Below are 17,925 nucleotides of genomic sequence, written 5' to 3'. Positions count from 1 at the left end.
CAAAAGTTTCTATCATGAAAAACAAGAAGATCATCATTGCCGGCGGCACCGGCTTCATTGGTCAAAGCCTGGTACAATATTTTGGCGCGGAGAACGATATCATCGTGCTGTGCCGCCATCCCAAAGAAAGCCACCACCGCACCACCTACGTGCGCTGGGACGGCCACAGTGCCGGCCCCTGGGTGCCCCTGCTGGAAGGGGCAGACCTGCTCATCAACCTGGCCGGTAAAAGTGTGAACTGCCGCTACACGGCGGCCAATAAACAAGCCATCTTTGACAGCCGCCGGGAAAGCACGCAAGCGCTTGGCAATGCCGTGCAGCAGCTGCAAAACCCGCCGGCAGTTTGGATCAATGCGGCCTCCGCCACCATTTACCGCCATGCCATGGACCGCCCCATGGACGAGGCTTCCGGCGAAATGCACAACGACTTTTCCGTGCAGGTATGCAAGCTGTGGGAACAAACATTTAACGATATAACGGTACCGCATACACGAAAAGTGATCCTGCGCATTGCTATTACCCTGGGTGCGGAGAACGGTGGTGTAATGGGCCCGTATCTTAACCTGGTAAAATGGGCCCTGGGCGGGCACCAGGGTAGCGGCCAGCAAATGTACAGCTGGGTGCACATAGACGATATCTGCCGCATGATAGCCTGGGCATATGAAAACCCGCAGGTGGAGGGCGTGTACAACTGTGCATCTCCCCACCCGGTGACCAACCGCAATTTCATGCAAACCCTGCGGGCAACTACCGGCAATCGCCTTGGCCTCCCCGCGCCAGCCTGGCTGCTCAAAATAGGCGCCGCCCTGATTGGCACAGAAACTGAGCTACTGTTGAAGAGCCGCTGGGTGATCCCGGCCCGGGCGCTGGCCGCCGGGTACCAATTCAAGTACCCCGACCTGAAACCCGCCCTGGTAGACATTATCCGGCAACTGCCCCGGCGGCGCTATCATCTTTTCTAATGACGTAAAAACATTGGTTATGGCAGACCAGCAAGGCAAATTGACAGTAGTACTGGGCGCTTCGCCTAATCCCGGCCGTTATAGCTACCTGGCGGTGGAGCGCCTCGCGGCCCACGGCCACCCGGTAGTGGCCATTGGCCTGCGCAGCGGCAACATCGGCAACACGCCTGTCACCGCAGAGCACCCGGCCCTGGAAAACGTAGATACAGTAACGTTATACATGAATGCGGAAAAGCAAAAACAGTATTACGATTACATCCTGTCCCTGCATCCCAAACGCATTATTTTTAATCCTGGCACGGAAAACCCGGAACTCGTTAAACTAGCCACAGCTGCAGGTATTGAGCACCCATATGCCTGCACGCTGGTGATGCTGAGCACCGGCCAGTATTAAATTGCCTATCACGGCTTTCATACAAAAAGCTCCTGCACTGGCGGTGCGGGAGCTTTGCTTTTATAAACAGGCTGGCCTTAAACCCTCTCCCATTGCGCTTCTCCGTGGTAATCCACATTTAATCAACATTCTTCATTTTAAGAAATTGTTTCCTGCAGGCGGCTGCACGCTTTTTTCGTATATTAGATGAAATTGGTAACAACGACCCAGCAGCCCACCGGCCCAGCATCTGACAGGCAATATTGTGTTTTAGCGATCGCACATTCTCATCACTAAATACAGACAATATGCAATGGAGAAGATTCAATGGTGATCCCATTCACCTGCCCATTAAAGAGGAAGTAAAAGCAGCCATCATCCGTGAAACCGCCCTCAATTACCGGCTCAAAGTGTGCATTGGCACGGACTCCCAGGTAAAAGGACTGGAAACAGAATTTGCTACCGTGATCGTGTTTCTCCGCGAAGGACATGGTGGTTTCATGTTCATCCACAATGAGAAGACCCGCGACGTGTACTCCATCAAGGAGCGCATGCTGGTGGAAGTGGCCCGCAGCATCGAGATCGCGTATGAGCTGTGCGACCTCTTTACGGAGTTTGATGTAGACATGGAAGTACATGCAGACATCAACACCAACCCGCAGTTCAAAAGCAACCTGGCCCTGCGTGAAGCCATGGGTTACATCCTCGGGATGGGTTTTGCTTTCAAGGCCAAGCCGGAAGCTTTTGCCAGCAGCAGCTGCGCTAACAAGATCGTAAATTAAGCGCGGAGGCCTGATACCCCCATTGCCGCTAAACCCGCTCCCACAGCGGCAAAGCTTTTGCCCCCCCCCCAAAACCTGCTGATGCGTCTCCCGCATCACATGCCTTTGTCACCCCTGCTAAAAATGCCTGTACCCTTCTTCTCTGCTGTAACATTTTGTCTTTCCCGGCGAACCAACCTGCCCGTGCCCAAAGGCTAGGCAATAGTCCTGAACATCGCATTGTTTTCGTCAATAAAGCCAAGGATGGCATCCCGGCCCATTTTCTTTACAGTGCTGGTCACAAAGTGCTGGGGCAGGAACTCCCAGTTTTCACGAAGGCGGTTGAGGAAGGCTTTTACATTTTTACTGGTCTCGGCCTGCGTGGTCTTATCCGCCTTGGTAAACACGAGCGTGAAAGGGATCTGCCACTCGCCCAGCTGGTTTACAAACTCCAGGTCAATGGCCTGGGGCGTATGGCGGCTGTCTACCAGCACAAACACATTCACGAGGTTCTCGCGCTTGCGCAGGTAGTGCTCGATCATTTTTTCCCAGGTCTTGCGCTGCGCCATGCTGCGCTTGGCATAACCATACCCGGGAAGGTCCACCAGGTACCAGTCCTTATTGATCACGAAATGGTTGATCAGCGTGGTTTTACCGGGCGTGGCCGAGGTTTTGGCCAGCTTCTCATTATTGGCCAACATATTTATCAGCGATGATTTGCCCACGTTGGAACGGCCGATGAAGGCATATTCCGGCAGGTTGGGCTTGGGGCATTTTTCATAATTCTCATTGCTGATAAGATATTCTGCAGATTTGATGACCATAATGACTGTACTTATTTTTAACTTCGCCGGCTATGGCGGAAAAAGAAATTGCAACAAAGGTAGTGCCGTTCCAGGCGTCAAAATTAAGCAAGAAGGAGCAGATCGCGACGATGTTCAACGATATTGCGTTCCGGTACGACTTCCTGAACCGTTTTATGTCCCTCGGCATAGACATCCACTGGCGGAAAGTAGCCCTGCGCCAGCTTAAAAAACTAAAGCCCAAATATATACTCGACGTGGCCACCGGCACCGGCGACCTGGCCATCATGGCCAATAAGATGCTGCAACCGGACAAGATCCTGGGCATAGACATCTCGGAAGGCATGCTGTCCTTTGGCCGGGAAAAGGTTGCCAAGGCGGGCCTGGCAGACAAAATAACCCTGGAACTGGGTGACAGCGAAACAATAAGCGCCCCGGACACAACGTTTGATGCGATAACTGTCGCCTTTGGCGTACGCAACTTTGAAAACCTGGAAAAAGGCCTGTCCGAAATGCGGCGGGTGCTCAAGCCGGGGGGGAAACTGGTGATCCTGGAATTCTCCAACCCAACTATTTTTCCCATTAAACAATTATACAATACGTACTTTCGTTATATTACACCGCTGATCGGGAAATTCGTGAGCAAAAGCAAAGCTGCTTATGAATATCTTCCCAGCTCAGTGAAGGCTTTTCCCCAGGGCGAAGTGATGGTTAATATTTTAAAAAACACGGGTTTTCAGGACGTTACATGCAAAACGCTCACTTTCGGCATCTGTTCGGTTTACAGCGCGTCGCGCTAATAGTAGGATTGTTGATGGCGCTGTCTTTCCAGGCATCGGCACAACAGAATCTGAACATGCTGGAGCACGACGCCAAGCCATATTACTTCGGCATTACCCTGGCCACCAACCAGTCTTTCTATAAACTCTCCCACTCCAAACGCTTCCTGGCTACAGACACGATCAACGTGGTGGAGCCCCTGAAAACGTTTGGTTTTAACCTGGGCCTGCTGGCAAATGCCCGCCTCTCCGAGCACTTCGACCTCCGCGTGAACCCCCAGCTGGTATTTGCCTCCAAGAACCTTTATTACAACGAAACCTACGGGGAAACGCCCACCACCACGAAGAACATTGAGTCTATCCTGGTAAGTTTTCCCTTCCAGGTGAAGTTTAAATCAGACCGCATTGGCAACCTCCGGGTGTACACCATTGCCGGCCTGAAATATGATTACGACCTGGCCTCCAACGCCCGGGCCCGCCGTGCCGAGGAGCTGGTAAAAGTAAAAGCAGGCGATTACGGCTTTGAGCTGGGTGCCGGCTTCGAGTTCTACTTTGAAAGCTTCATCTTCTCCCCGGAATTTAAGATCAGCAACGGTTTAGGCAATGTACATGCGGTGGATAAAAACCTGCGCTATTCCAACGTGATAGACCAGTTGCATTCCCGCATGATCGTGTTCTCCATTCACCTGGAGGGGTAGCTAACTTGTCTAAGTTGATAGCTTATCAGGTCATTGGAATACCGGCCCGCGGCTCAGTCTGCGGGTTTTGTCTTTAAACCGGTGTTCTCCTGAAACCGGCCCGTCGTTTACACATTTCTATACGGCCACATTTATACTTTTGGTCAATCCGCCCTAACTTTACCTCCATGCAAAACTACCTCATCAAGAACATCACGGTGGTCAATGAAGGCCTGAGCACCGTGCAGGATGTATGGATCAAGAATGGCCGCATTGAGCGCGTGGCGCCACAGATCAGCGTGAACGAGGCCCATACGGAAATAGACGGGGAAGGTAAGCACCTGCTGCCCGGCGTGATCGACGACCAGGTGCACTTCCGGGAACCAGGTCTTACCCACAAGGCCACCATTTACTCCGAGGCCCGTGCTGCCGTGGCCGGGGGCACCACCAGTTTCATGGAAATGCCCAATACCAAACCCGCCGCCCTTACCCAGGAACTGCTGGAAGCCAAATATGACATTGCCGCGCAAAACGCTTTGGCCAACTACTCTTTCTTTATGGGTGTGAGCAATGACAACGTGGAGGAAGTACTGCGCACGAACGAAAAGAAAGACCGTGTATGCGGCGTGAAGATCTTTATGGGCTCTTCCACCGGCAACATGCTGGTGGATAATCATCTTACCCTCAATAAGATCTTTGGCGGCACGGAGCTGCTCATTGCCACGCACTGTGAGGATGAGCGCATCATTAATGCCAACATGGAAAAGTTCAAAGCGGAAAAAGGCGACAACCTTACCGTGGCAGACCATCCCCTAATCCGCAATGAGGAAGCCTGCTTTGAGTCATCACTGGTGGCCATCCAGTTTGCCCAGAAGCATCATGCCCGCCTGCACATCCTGCATATTTCCACGGAGAAGGAACTGCAACTTTTCAGCAACATGCTGCCACTGGCAGAGAAGCGCATCACCGCCGAAGTTTGCGTGCATCACCTGTACTTCACTGCGGATGATTATCCGCGTTATGGCAATAAGATCAAATGCAATCCCGCCATCAAAGCGGAGTTCAATAAACATGCGCTGTGGAAAGCCCTGCTGGACGACCGCCTGGACGTGATAGCCACAGACCATGCCCCCCATACCCGCGAGGAAAAAGCACAACCTTACCTGCAGGCGCCCAGCGGCGTGCCCCTGGTGCAGCACAGTCTTTTGCTCATGCTGCAAAACGCGCAGCAGGGTAATATCTCCATTGAAAAAGTGGTAGAGAAAATGTGCCACGCACCGGCCATCCTGTTCCGCATCCGCGAGCGTGGTTTTATCCGGGAAGGCTACCACGCGGATTGTGTGATCGTGGACCTGCAACAGGCAACCACGGTGAACGCGCCTAACATTTTCTACAAATGCGGCTGGAGCCCGTTTGAAGAACATACTTTCCCGGCGGCCATTACCCATACGTTTGTAAGCGGCCACCTGGCCTGGGAAAACGGTGTGTTCCATGAGCAGCAAAAAGGCCAGCGCCTGTTGTTCGACCTGTAAAAAAATTCAGGGCATCCCTTGGTGAAAAAACAATTTGCTGCATCTATCCATTGAGCAATAGCGGGAAAACGCACAATTTTGTTATACATTGTCAAACGGGCCGCCGGCCAATCCCTGCCATGGTGGCCCGTTTCACACATCAACCCTACGACGTATGCATCTGGATCAAACCACGTATTACGACCTGTCCATCTTTAACCGCGAGGAAGAATTTTCCCTCTTCCACCGCCTGGATTTTACCACCACCGCGGGTGGCAAGGAATACCTGCGCAGGCTGTTCAGCAATCCCCTGACCGATACTGCCTCCATTGCCCGCCGCCAGGAAGCACTGCGTTTCCTGCTGGACCAGGAAGATGCATGGCCTACCATCATTACCAATGGTACGCTGGTGGTAATAGAGAACTACCTCAATGCAGACATTCAACCCATGAGCGCCGGCGCGGGCGCAGTAGGCGCCTATATTTTCCGCACGTTCTACGCCCCTAACTTCGGCTTCATCAAATTTTCCTTTGCGCAGGTAGTAAACATGCTCAAAGGGTTCAAGGAATTTGTAGACGTATTCCTTAAAGAAGAAACGCCGGTGGTGCTCAAGACCATCCTGGCCAGGGCCCATCACCTGCTGCAGCAGCGCGATTTCCAGAACATCATCCAGGCCGCCGCAAAGGGGGAGCTTTCCCTGGTACAGATGCTGGAATTTGACCGCCTGGTGCGCAAACATCAAAACGGCACCCTGCATGAACTGGCAGACCTCTACAAACAGCTGGACGCTTATCATTCCATGGCCCAGGCCATGCGGCATTACCAACTACATTTTCCCACGTTTGTAACCACGCCGGCACCTTATGTGCATTTTGAAAAGCTGTACCACATTATCCTTTCCAATCCTGTTGCTTATGATATTGAACTGAGCCCCGTGCACCACTTCCTGTTCCTTACGGGCGCTAATATGGCCGGCAAGACCACCTTCATCAAAGCCATTGGGGTGGCGGTTTTCCTGGCCCACCTGGGCATGGGCGTACCGGCAGAAAAAATGGAGCTCAGCTTTTTTGACGGCATTCTCAGTAACATACAAGTGCAGGATAATATCTTTAAAGGAGAAAGCTACTTCTACAACGAAGTGCAGCGCATCAAAAAAACGGTGACCCAGATCAGCAATAACAAACGCTGGCTGGTGCTGATAGACGAGATGTTCAAAGGCACTAACGTGGAAGACGCGAAAAACTGCTCCCTGGCCGTGATCCGCGGCCTGCTGCAGAATAAAAGCTCGTTGTATATCCTGTCCACCCACCTTTATGAAATTGCGGAAGACCTGCAAACGGATGACCGCCTGCTCTTTAAATATTTTGCCAGTGATGTGGTGGATGACAACCTGCAATTCTCCTATGAACTGCGGGATGGCATAGCCAAAGAAAAGCTGGGCTATCTCATCCTGAAACGGGAAAAAGTCTTGGACCTGCTGGCCAAACTGGGTACTTATACCGACTAAAATAAACTGGAAAGCGAAGCAGTGACCATGCTTCGCTTTTTTATTGCACCTGACCTAGATTTGCACTCCTTACCAAATATTCCGTATATTCAATTCCTGTAGATGTAAACCCAGCCCCAATTTAGTTACCCGATCATGGTCACCAAAACTTACGGAAGCGCCATCCAGGGCGTGGATGCTATTACCATTGCCATAGAAGTTTCCATCGTAAAGAACGTCAAGTTCCTCCTCGTGGGCCTGCCGGATGATGCGGTAAAGGAAAGCCGTTTCCGCATCCATTCCGCTATGAGCCACATGGGGCACCGCTTTCCGCGCCTGGGCATCGTGGTGAACCTGGCCCCGGCCAATATCCGCAAGGCCGGCTCAGCCTATGACCTGCCCATTGCCATCGGCATTTTGATAGCCTCCGGGCAATTGAAAACCACGCAGCAGGAAAACTATGTCATCATGGGAGAGCTGTCATTGGATGGTACGCTGCGCCCCATCAAAGGCGCACTGGCCATGGCCATGCAGGCGGCAGCGGAAGGCTTTACCGGCATGATCCTCCCCGCACAGAATGCCCGGGAAGCTGCCATGGTGGATGGCCTGCAGGTATATGGCGCCACCTGTCTTAAAGAAGTGGTGCAGTTCTTCAACGCCCCCCAAACGCTGCACGCGGTGCGGGTGAATGCAGATGAGGTGTTTGCAGCGCAACAGGATTTCAACGTAGACTTTGCTGATGTAAAGGGGCAACGCACTATCAAACGTGCATTGGAGATTGCGGCCGCTGGTGGCCACAACGCGTTGCTGATAGGGCCTCCCGGTGCCGGTAAAACCATGCTGGCCCGCAGGCTGCCCACTATCCTGCCACCACTGAGCTTACAGGAAGCATTGGAAACAACGAAGATTCATTCCGTGGCGGGTAAGATGACGGCCCACTCCGCGCTCATTGTACAACGCCCTTTCCGCTCTCCCCATCATACCATCAGTGATACGGCACTGGTAGGCGGTGGCAGCCATCCCCAGCCGGGAGAAATTTCGCTGGCGCATAACGGGGTATTGTTCCTGGATGAACTGCCGGAGTTCAAACGCTCCGCGCTGGAAGTAATGCGCCAGCCCATAGAAGAGCGCAGGGTGGCCATTTCCAGGGCAAAGGTAGCGGTAAACTTTCCCGCGGGTTTTATGCTCATTGCATCCATGAACCCCTGCCCCTGCGGGTATTTTAACCACCCGGTAAAAGAATGCACCTGTGCACCGGGCATGGTACGCAAGTACCTCAACAAAATATCCGGCCCCCTGCTGGACCGGATAGACCTGCATGTAGAAGTAACGCCAGTGCCTACCGCAGCCCTGCTACAGGCGGATGCCGCCGAAGACAGCGCCAGCATCCGCACCCGGGTGATCAAAGCCCGCCAGGTGCAGCAGCAGCGCTTCTTACAGGAACCGGGCACCTACTGTAATGCGCAGATGAACAATAAACTGATGGTACGTTACTGCCGGTTAGATGAAACCTGCGCCAGCCTGCTGCACAAAGCCATTGACAAGCTGAAACTCTCTGCCCGCGCGCACGACCGGATACTTAAAGTAAGCCGCACCATTGCAGACCTGGACGGCAGCGCTGCCATCCAGACCGGGCACATTGCAGAGGCCATCCAGTTCCGCACACTGGACAGGGAAAGCTGGGGGAATGCGTACTAAGCGCCCCGGGGAGGCCTGTTCGTTTTTATTCTTTATTTTTGCCCCTGCTAAAATTATCATTTATGAGCACCGAGGCCACACCGACCATAGAGGAACTGGAAGCATTTTTCAACTCCGTGAAACTGCCCAAGCAGTTGCGTTTACATAAAGCCATCCTGATCTCGGATGTGCAGCTTTTTGTGAAGGGGCATTTGAATGTACTGAAGAGCAAGGGTGTTGAAATGGGCGGCTTTTATGAGCACCTGTTGCAGGCCAGGGAAGCCATTCTGAAGCTGCAGGAAGAAGGAAAGTTACCGCAGTAAAGTGTGTTACCAGGGAAATCACAACATCAACCTCAATCCTCAAGGATATGCAAAGGGGCCGTCTCCAAAAAGACGGCCCCTTTGCCTTATAATGCTACTTTAACATCAATTGTAACTGCCGGCTTCACAAAAGCCACACTTACACCCCATAACGGCGCCCCTTACGGCTGTGGAGGCCCATCAGGCGTTGATGGCAGGCTCCCGGTATTAAACAGGTATTTCACCACCAATAAAAAGAAGCCAAAGAAATTGATGGTGGTGGTGGTGATCAGCGCCACCAGTACGGTGTCTGACAACTCCAGTCTTTTAAACCCGGCGAGGAACAGCATCACGAAGATCACCGCCGCCCAGAGGCAGGTAAATACAAAGATGAGCCTTGCATAGATCTTGCGCTGCCCGTTGTTCTGGCGCAGGGTGCGCAGGTATTCCAGGCGTATACCCGTGCTGATCTGGTCCAGGGTAAAGGCCTCCTCCTGCCCGAACACGTTTGTGTTGGACTGCTTTTCGGCGGCTTTGCGCAGCACTTCCGCCTGGCCGGCTACAAAATCTTCTTCGTCCAGGTGCGGATCGCCGGCATTGCTGGTGATCTCGCGGCCGGCCTGTTTTGCGTTCAGCAGCTCTTCTATTTCCTGAGGGGGTTGGGTTTTCGGCGCCTCCATTATGCTATTGGCTAAAAGGTTTTTAAAACGGGATGGATATGGTAAAACGGGGAAGGGGCTTGCAGCACTAATTCGTTTTCGCTAAAAACTTCCGGAAAAAATCCTGTATGTCTTTATTATCAATGACTTTCCGGTTGCCTTCACCGTCATCTTTGGCGTAATAATATTTCTGCCAGGGGCCGTCCGGCTCGTGCGTCCATTCGGAAAGGCGGCGCGCAGATACGTCCCGGGTTGCTTCCCAGGTGTAATTGATGGCCTGCCAGGCCTGGCTGTCTAAGGTTTTGAGCTTACTGCGGAGCTCCTGGTCATAGGCCAGGATATCGGTCTCTACTATGGGGCTCCTGCCGAAGATGCTGTACTGGATGTAAATATCCGGCACCACCGGGCCAAATTTCCAGGCCTCGATGTCTTCGATGATCAGCGGCCGGCCAAACTGGGAAAGATGGTACCCCTGGGCGAAGTACACCATCTTCTGTAATTTTAGCTGGCTGATATAGTTACGCTCTGCGATCCCTCGCTGTACAAATGCATATGCAATGAGTGAAGCTGGATACATGGCTGGTATTTATACTTGAAATTACGGAATAAATTACCCCGAAGATACTAATTTCCTTAGCAATTTCCAATTCCTTTCTATCTTTGCTTTCTCAATAGATAGTGCACCGGCACCGCAGGGTGCAGCGTATTGCCGTATCTTTGCGTACCTGTAATTATAAACCCGCATGAAATTATTCATACACTATCTCAAAAACTACAAGTGGTTGATCGTCCTGGCCATGCTGCTGGCATCCATCAACCAGATCTTTTCCCTCCTGGACCCGCTGATCTTTGGTAACCTGATCGATAAATTTGGTAACCATCCCCACCATGCCGTCCCTTTCGATTTCTGGCACCTGTTTTCCAAGGTGGACAAGAACCAGGTGGTGGTGGAAGGCGCAGAGCGCCCGCTGGGCAACTACCTCACCGGCGTTATGTGGCTGCTGCTGGCGGCCGTGGGCGTGGCCATGGTGTCCCGTATTGCCAAGGCTTTCCAGGATTATTTCGTGAACGTGATCATCCAGCGCTTTGGCGCCCAGGTGTATACGGACGGTATCAAACACTCCCTGCGCCTGCCTTACCAGAACTTTGAAGACCAGCGCTCCGGTGAAACCCTGGCCGTATTGCAAAAAGTACGTACCGATTCGGAAAAGTTCATTACCAACTTTTTCAATGTGCTCTTTACTTCCGTGATCGGGATCATCTTTGTTACCTTTTACACGGCGGCAATCTCTCCTTTGCTCACGGTATGCTTCTTTGGTGGCTGCCTTATCCTGGGCCTGCTCACTAACTGGCTGAGCCGCAAGATCAAGGTGATCCAGAAGACCATCGTGAAAGAGACCACCATGCTGGCCGGCGCCACCACGGAGTCTTTACGCAATATTGAACTGGTAAAGAGCCTGGGCCTCACCACCCAGGAAATACGGCGCCTCAATTCCACCACCATCAAGATCCTGCTGCTGGAACTCAAAAAAGTACGCAGCGTTCGCTCCATCAGCTTTGTTCAAGGCACCTTCGTAAACGCCCTCCGCCAGGGCCTCCTGTTCTTCATGATGTACCTGATCTTCTGGGACAAAATGAATGTAGGCCAACTGGTGACCGTGCAATTGTACTCTTTCTTCATTTTCGGCCCCCTGCAGGAACTGGGCAATATCATCCTGTCCTACCGCGAGGCACAGGTGTCCCTGCTCAATTTCCAGCAACTGCTGAACATGCCGGTGGAAAAAATGCCCGAACATCCGGTGCGCATCAATAACCTGGAGCACCTGCAGTTCCGCCATGTGCAGTTCCAGCACCTCACCGCCAAGACCAAGGCCCTGGACGATATCACGTTTGACATCAAAACCGGCGAGACCATTGCCTTTGTAGGCCCTTCCGGCTCCGGCAAAACGTCCCTGGTAAAACTGCTGGTAGGCCTTTACAACCCGCAGGAAGGTCATATCCTGTACAACGGTACTGACAGTACGAAAATTGATATGGAAGAGCTGCGTCACCAGATCGGCTTTGTAACGCAGGACACGCAGTTGTTCTCCGGCAGCATCCGCGAAAACCTGCTGTACGTGAACCCGCGCGCTACCGATGCAGAGATTATGGAAGCCCTGCACCAGGCCGCCTGCCAGAACCTGCTGGCACGTAGTGAAAAAGGACTGGACACGGTGATCGGTGAAGGGGGCATGAAGATCTCCGGCGGGGAAAAACAACGTCTTTCCATCGCCCGGGCCTTGTTGCGCAATCCGCGCCTCCTGGTATTTGACGAGGCGACCTCCGCCCTGGACTCCCTCACGGAAGAGGCCATTACCGATACCGTGAAAGAGATCATTGCCGGTGGCCAGCTCATTACGGTGATGATCGCGCACCGCCTGTCCACTATCCTGCATGCAGACCGTATCTACGTGCTGGAAAAAGGCCGCATCATTGAAACCGGCACCCACCACAGCCTGCTGGCTGAAAAAGGGCTGTATTATGCCATGTGGCGCCAGCAGATCGGGGAGCGCAAAGCAGAGCCGGAACCGGCCAAGGGATAATAAACCTGTTTTTTCTGCTAACTTTGCATTTCACCACAGCATCACAACATGGCCACTCCCAAACGTCCGAATTTTTTCCTGAGTATCCTGCAGCTCAAGTGCCCCCGTTGCCGCCGCGGGCACATGTTCCGCAACAACATCTTCTTTCACTGGCGCCTCTCCAGGATTTTTGATATGTATGAGCGCTGCCCCGTATGTGATCAGAAATTTGAACTGGAAACCGGCTTCTGGTTTGGCACCGGGTATGTAAGTTATGCCCTGTCCGTAGCCTTTTCCGTGGCTACCCTGGTTGCTTACGCTGTACTCATCGGCATTACCTGGCGCGATAACAGCATCTTCTACTGGCTCATTGTAAATGCCATATTGCTGGCCATTTGCCAGCCCTGGATAATGCGCCTCTCGCGCACCCTGTACCTTTACTTCTTTGTGTATTATGATGAAGAACTGGTAGCACACCTGGAAAGCAAATAACAATACTTACCATAAAAAACTTAGGGGCTGTAAACACAGCCCCTTTTTCTTTTTCAACCAAAATCTGAACCTTTACGGTCAGACAAAAAATTTTATGGAAAATATTGGAACTACCATGGTTTCTATGATGTACGTCATGAGAATTGGCAGATATATTACGATTTTATGATGCGAAGCTACAAAAAACATTAATATTTCACCAGGGCCAGGATCACCGGTCAAATAAAGGATAAACCAGTATGTCCCTGCAACCCGGGCCTACAGCCTCATTGGCGCCCAAATAATTGGGTATCCTCATGAATATAGAAGCCCATTAATACCAGCCGGGCGCCGCACCTTGTACCCTATTTAAAATCAATTGGCACTACCAGCTTCACACTGAAATTGCGGCCCATGTTAAACACCCCTACCCTTCCGGTCACGGGGTTCACGTCCGCATATTTGAGGCGGCTCAGGTGGTTCTGGTAGGCTATATCCGTCAGGTTGTTAGCACCAAGGTGCAGGGAGAACAATACTTTCTTCTTATCACGGTTCATGAAATCAGCGCCCACCGTGGCATTCAGCAGGGTGTAAGCCGGCGTGGCCGTTTCCGTTTCATAAGCACTGAAGATATCGTTTTGCGCAAAGTTCATATCCATCTGCACCCCTGCATAAAGGTTTTGCACCCTTTTGCCACTTTGTTTGAATTTCCCCTTCAACTCTGACAGCCAATGCGCGGCGGGAATATTGGGCAGATATTTCGTAGAGTCGGTAGCGTTAGACGCCACCCCTTTCACCAGTGACAGGGTGTTTTCAAAGTGCAGCCAGTCAATAGGGTGCGGGTGCACATCAACCAGCAGTTCACCGCCATACAGGTTAGCGCTGGTTTGCTGGTATTTGAAGGCAGCATAACCTTCTTCATTGCCTTCAGCAGGAATGGAGTCACCGCCGTTCACACTGGCCAGCTTGCGGGAGTAGATGAAATTATTGATGTGGTTGAAGAACACGCTTCCCGTTACGGATACATGGGTGGAGTTGAACTCGGCTCCAAAGTCGCCCTGGGTGCTCACTTCCGGCTTCAGGGAGGTGTTGCCATATTCGTATTTGATGGTGCCTTCATGCACACCGTTGGCAGACAGCTCGGCAATGTTGGGTGCACGGAAGCCACGGGCGGCGTTGAGTTTCAGCGTCCACATATCGGATGCTTCGTAGCTGAGGCCCATGCTGGCAGACACGTTGGAAAACTGTTTATGAAAGGCACTGAACTTGGGATCGCCATTATCCACCAGTGATTTTGAATCAATGGAACGGGAGTCAAAACGTGCACCACCACTCACTGTCAGTTTATCAAAGGTCTTGCGGGTAACCACGAAACCACCGATATCAAACAGGTCATAATCCGGGATCAGGAATTCTATGCCTTTATTTTCATTGCGCTGCTGCATGCCGTTCACACCCACGGAAGTTTGCCAGCCTTTGGCTTCCGGCAGGAAATATTTCAGCGCGTAGTTGAGCGTGCGCAGGTGCAGGGAAAGGCCCGGCTGGTCCGGGTTTAGTACATCCCCGTATTCACGGCGCTGGTTCAGCTGATAACCCAGGGTAAGCCCGAGGCGTCCGCCGTTCTTCAGGTACAGGTTATTATCCCATACCAACTTCTGGTGGCCTATTTTCTGGCGGGGCAGGGTCATGCTGTAATCACGGCCATCCCTGGCTGTTACTGTCTGGTCTTCCGCTACACCATCCACGTCTACCTGTTTGGTGAAGTGGCCCAGGCTGTCGCGCGCCCCTTCCACCAGGCCAAGCTGCTGGTTAAAAGAAGAGAAAATAAGGCGGCTGTAGCCCCAGTTCTTATTGAGGCCAATGCTGGCGCCATAGTTCGTATTGTTAAAGCGCGAATCGAACACCGGCCCGTCGTATTTGTTCTTATAGTCGTGTGAATATTTCTGGGTGCCGTAAGCGCTCCAGCTAAAGCCGTTACTATTGCCCGCAATGTTTGCATGGTAGCCCACCAGGCCACTGTTTGTCTGGTAATTGGCCTCCACGTTGCCTTTAATAGTACCCACCGGCACGGGCGGGGGCGCTATGATATTGACCACGCCGGCCAGTGCATCAGAGCCGTACAGCAGCGATGCAGGGCCTTTCAGCACTTCCAGGCGGCTCACATTATAATCGTCCACTTCAATGCCGTGTTCATCCCCCCATTGCTGGCCTTCCTGGCGTACTTCGTCTGCTACCACCACTACCCGGTTATAACCCAGGCCACGGATGTAAGGTTTGGAAATGGCCGGCCCGGTGGTGAGCTGGCTTACGCCGGGCAGTTTGGCAATGGCATCTACAATATTGGTAGATACATTTTCATCCAGGTAATCCTTGCGCACCACGCTGATGGGCACCGGGCTTTTCCGGGTAGACGTGGCCATATTCACCCCGGTTACCACTACTTCATTTTTTTCAATGAGGGTCTCCTTCAGCTCAAAATCATGCACCGTGGCGCCTTTGATGCGTATGCTGGTAGTAAAGGCCGCATAGCCGATGGAATGTACTTCCACGGTGTAGGTACCTGCCGGCAGGTGGTTAATGATGTAATGCCCGCTGGCATCTGCGGCCGCCCCGCTGTGCAGGTCCGGGAAGTAAACAGATGCGCCAATCAGGGGCTGGTGCGTGTTCCCGTCGGTTACGGTGCCAGACAGGGAGTTTTGGTCATCTGCCGCAAAGGCAGTGCCGGCGTATACACACAATATAACGGTTACGATTATACGTCGTAAAAACATAAGCTCAGTTAAAATAAAAATGTCATGAAAACGCGTACGCCACGGCCGGGATCTTAATCCCATCGTGGAAGCAGCAGGCAATAAAAGGTACTGTGTGGATCAGACGGAGCGGGTGGGCGGGCCACGCAGGTCACTAAAGGAGGTAACGGCTGCCGCGCAGGGTTGTAGCGGGGCAGAAAGGTAATGCCAGTCTATGCTGACAGTGAGCGGCAGGTATTCAAAACGGGCCGCTTCGTAAGGCGGCACACCAATGTTCAGGAACCCGCAGTGCTGGTGCACTTTACTGAAGGTGAGGCCATCTGCATGGAGCTGGTCCTGGGTGTCCTCATGATTGGCAAACAGGTGAATGAACTCGCGTGGCGTAGCATTCAGGAAGAATACGCCCAGCAGCCAAAAGGCCAGTATTTTATGCCATTTGCTTGTTTTCACCTGGGTCAAAGGTAAATTACAATTGCAACATTATTGCATTTTTCTTATAAACGGAAAAAGGAGCGGCCTGAACGGACCGCTCCTTTTTAAGCAATAAGTACAGTCAAAATATGGTGTTAACCCTTCACTTTCAGCATTGGCCGAACGTCCTGGGTGGCATTGTTCTGCAGGCGGGCATAGTAGATCCCATTTGCCAGGCGCGATGCGTCAAAGCTCAGGGTATACTGGCCTGCGGGCTGGCTGCCCTGCTGGGGCGTGCCTACCAGGCGGCCCATGGTATCAAAGATCTGCACCATGGTAAAGCCTCCGCGGGTCTTGTAAGTGATCGTGGTCTTGTCGGTGAACGGGTTGGGGTAATTGGTGATCATGTGCTCACCGGCCGCATTTACATCGTCAATACCGGTTACGGTACCACAGGCAATGCCGCTCATCAGGGGCAGGCTTTGGTAGTCGTTGAACAGCAGCTTTTTCAAATCGGTGCTGGGCACACAGAACCATTGCTCCAGGATGGAGGCATACACAGAGCGGAAGTCGTACTGCATGGGCACATTATCCGCCACAGATACCTGGGTGGGCATGGGTGGTGTATTACCCAGTACGCCCTGGTTTACATAATCACCAAAGATGATCATGGGCGCGGCAGCGCCATGGTCCGTACCCATACTGCCATTTGATTTTATGCGGCGGCCAAATTCTGAGAAGGTCATACCTGCCACGCGGCGGGAGGCGCCTATCTTTTTCAGATCGTCCATGAATGCTTTTACGGAGCTGGAAATATCGCCCAGCAATCCTGCGTGCTGGCCCTTAGTGGTATCGCCATCTACCTGGCTGGCGTGGGTGTCAAAGCCGCCCATGCTCACCATGTACATGCGGGTTTTAAGACCACCGGCAATGAGGCGGGCCACGATCTTCAGCTGGGCCGCCAGGTAATTATCCGGGTAGTCGCCCTGTGTGGGCGCTGCCAGCGCAGCCTTTTTGATCACGGTAGAGAAGTGGTCGGCCTGGTTGGCAATGAGGCGGATGTAACTCAGTTCTTTTCCCGCGTAGGTATTAGGCACCGGGTCCTGCACACCGGCTACCAGGTTGTAAAAATCAGTGGCGCTGGAAATGGCAATACCGTTATTGGTATTAGCCCCCTGGAACGCCGGCGATACGATAGAGCCGATCTGGATGGCCAGCGGATCAGGCATATCATCAGAAGGATAGCCCACCGGGTAGTTAGGGTACTTATAGTCGAGGTAGCGACCACCCCAGCCAGTGTACTCAATGGTATCGGCATCAGAGCCGGAGGTCCAGATATCGGTGGCGCGGAAGTGGGAAAAGTTAGGTGAAGGATAGCCCACACTTTGTACAATGCATACTTTTTCTTCATTGTACAACTGCTGCATGCCCGTCATGGAAGGGTGCAAACCGGCCTTCACATTGTTATTCAGTTTCAGTACGCTGCCCTGCGGGATGGCAATATTGGCGCGGGCCTGCACATAGCCGGCATATTGGTCCAGCGGTATTACCATGTTCAATCCATCATTACCACCTACCAACTGTATCATCACCAGCACATGATCATTGTCTGCCGCACGCTCCATCGCCTGCAGCAGAGGTGATTCTCCAAAAGCCTTGATGGAAAAGCCATTGATGAATGCCGGCAGCACGGTGGCGGCGGCTGTATTTCGGAGGAATGCTCTTCTTTCCATTGGTTTTTC

Annotated in this window: 17 protein-coding genes; 11 read left to right on the top strand and 6 right to left on the bottom strand. The window is 52.5% G+C overall.

The genetic code is table 11. The features are described 5' to 3' along the window. Positions 1–14 precede the first annotated feature (14 nt). From DCC81_RS06635 to DCC81_RS06625, 3 genes are all read left to right on the top strand, one after another. Positions 15–962 (top strand): TIGR01777 family oxidoreductase, encoded by a 948-nt coding sequence (locus tag DCC81_RS06635; protein ID WP_108685775.1) that lies wholly within the window; start codon positions 15–17, stop codon positions 960–962. A 19-nt stretch (positions 963–981) separates the two neighbouring features. Beyond that, positions 982–1,356 carry a CoA-binding protein gene (locus tag DCC81_RS06630; protein ID WP_108685774.1) on the top strand — a complete coding sequence of 125 codons (375 nt, stop codon included), beginning with the start codon at positions 982–984 and terminating at the stop codon, positions 1,354–1,356. Positions 1,357–1,643: 287 nt separating this feature from the next. Further along, positions 1,644–2,117 (top strand): ribonuclease H-like YkuK family protein, encoded by a 474-nt coding sequence (locus tag DCC81_RS06625; protein WP_108685773.1) that lies wholly within the window; start codon positions 1,644–1,646, stop codon positions 2,115–2,117. Positions 2,118–2,311: 194 nt separating this feature from the next. Here DCC81_RS06625 and yihA read toward each other — a convergent pair whose 3' ends face one another. Continuing rightward, positions 2,312–2,920, bottom strand: a complete 609-nt coding sequence (gene yihA, locus DCC81_RS06620) for a ribosome biogenesis GTP-binding protein YihA/YsxC (protein ID WP_108685772.1) — start codon at positions 2,918–2,920, stop codon at positions 2,312–2,314. Between the two features lie 32 nt (positions 2,921–2,952). On the opposite strand from yihA, the gene ubiE reads away from it, so the two are divergent. The 6 genes from ubiE (at position 2,953) to DCC81_RS06590 (ending at position 9,352) form a co-directional block, all read left to right on the top strand. Further along, a complete protein-coding gene (gene ubiE, locus DCC81_RS06615; protein ID WP_108685771.1) occupies positions 2,953–3,699 on the top strand; it encodes a bifunctional demethylmenaquinone methyltransferase/2-methoxy-6-polyprenyl-1,4-benzoquinol methylase UbiE in 747 nt (248 codons plus the stop codon). Positions 3,700–3,713: 14 nt separating this feature from the next. Next, positions 3,714–4,376, top strand: a complete 663-nt coding sequence (gene porT / locus DCC81_RS06610) for a type IX secretion/gliding motility protein PorT/SprT (protein ID WP_108685770.1) — start codon at positions 3,714–3,716, stop codon at positions 4,374–4,376. Between the two features lie 167 nt (positions 4,377–4,543). Continuing rightward, positions 4,544–5,887, top strand: a complete 1,344-nt coding sequence (locus DCC81_RS06605; protein ID WP_108685769.1) for a dihydroorotase — start codon at positions 4,544–4,546, stop codon at positions 5,885–5,887. A 154-nt stretch (positions 5,888–6,041) separates the two neighbouring features. Next, positions 6,042–7,373, top strand: coding sequence for a MutS-related protein (locus DCC81_RS06600; protein WP_108685768.1), 1,332 nt, complete (start codon positions 6,042–6,044; stop codon positions 7,371–7,373). 135 nt (positions 7,374–7,508) lie between these two features. Further along, complete coding sequence (locus DCC81_RS06595) at positions 7,509–9,050, top strand: YifB family Mg chelatase-like AAA ATPase (RefSeq protein WP_108685767.1); 1,542 nt, start codon at positions 7,509–7,511, stop codon at positions 9,048–9,050. A 62-nt stretch (positions 9,051–9,112) separates the two neighbouring features. Then, entirely contained in the window at positions 9,113–9,352 is a 240-nt protein-coding gene (locus DCC81_RS06590) for a DUF6965 family protein (protein ID WP_108685766.1), read from the top strand. A gap of 161 nt (positions 9,353–9,513) precedes the next feature. On the opposite strand, the gene DCC81_RS06585 is transcribed toward DCC81_RS06590, so the two are convergent. After that, positions 9,514–10,011 carry a hypothetical protein gene (locus tag DCC81_RS06585; protein ID WP_108685765.1) on the bottom strand — a complete coding sequence of 166 codons (498 nt, stop codon included), beginning with the start codon at positions 10,009–10,011 and terminating at the stop codon, positions 9,514–9,516. A gap of 67 nt (positions 10,012–10,078) precedes the next feature. After that, positions 10,079–10,567 carry a Panacea domain-containing protein gene (locus DCC81_RS06580; RefSeq protein ID WP_108685764.1) on the bottom strand — a complete coding sequence of 163 codons (489 nt, stop codon included), beginning with the start codon at positions 10,565–10,567 and terminating at the stop codon, positions 10,079–10,081. A gap of 166 nt (positions 10,568–10,733) precedes the next feature. Here DCC81_RS06580 and DCC81_RS06575 point away from each other — a divergent pair, with 166 nt between their 5' ends. Continuing rightward, on the top strand, positions 10,734–12,572 hold the full coding sequence (locus DCC81_RS06575; protein WP_108685763.1) for an ABC transporter ATP-binding protein: 1,839 nt from the start codon (positions 10,734–10,736) through the stop codon (positions 12,570–12,572). 48 nt (positions 12,573–12,620) lie between these two features. Further along, positions 12,621–13,043 (top strand): DUF983 domain-containing protein, encoded by a 423-nt coding sequence (locus DCC81_RS06570; RefSeq protein ID WP_108685762.1) that lies wholly within the window; start codon positions 12,621–12,623, stop codon positions 13,041–13,043. A 344-nt stretch (positions 13,044–13,387) separates the two neighbouring features. Here DCC81_RS06570 and DCC81_RS06565 read toward each other — a convergent pair whose 3' ends face one another. From DCC81_RS06565 to DCC81_RS06555, 3 genes are all read right to left on the bottom strand, one after another. Continuing rightward, positions 13,388–15,793 carry a TonB-dependent receptor gene (locus tag DCC81_RS06565; RefSeq protein ID WP_108685761.1) on the bottom strand — a complete coding sequence of 802 codons (2,406 nt, stop codon included), beginning with the start codon at positions 15,791–15,793 and terminating at the stop codon, positions 13,388–13,390. 99 nt (positions 15,794–15,892) lie between these two features. Further along, entirely contained in the window at positions 15,893–16,222 is a 330-nt protein-coding gene (locus DCC81_RS06560; RefSeq protein ID WP_133177573.1) for a hypothetical protein, read from the bottom strand. 116 nt (positions 16,223–16,338) lie between these two features. Continuing rightward, positions 16,339–17,916, bottom strand: a complete 1,578-nt coding sequence (locus DCC81_RS06555; protein ID WP_108685759.1) for a DUF1501 domain-containing protein — start codon at positions 17,914–17,916, stop codon at positions 16,339–16,341. Between the last annotated feature and the right edge of the window lie 9 nt (positions 17,917–17,925).

This window comes from Chitinophaga parva, from assembly GCF_003071345.1.
GTDB lineage: Bacteria > Bacteroidota > Bacteroidia > Chitinophagales > Chitinophagaceae > Chitinophaga > Chitinophaga parva.
The sequence above is the reverse complement of the archived record's forward strand: the minus strand, read 5'-3'. Positions and strand labels throughout refer to the sequence as shown.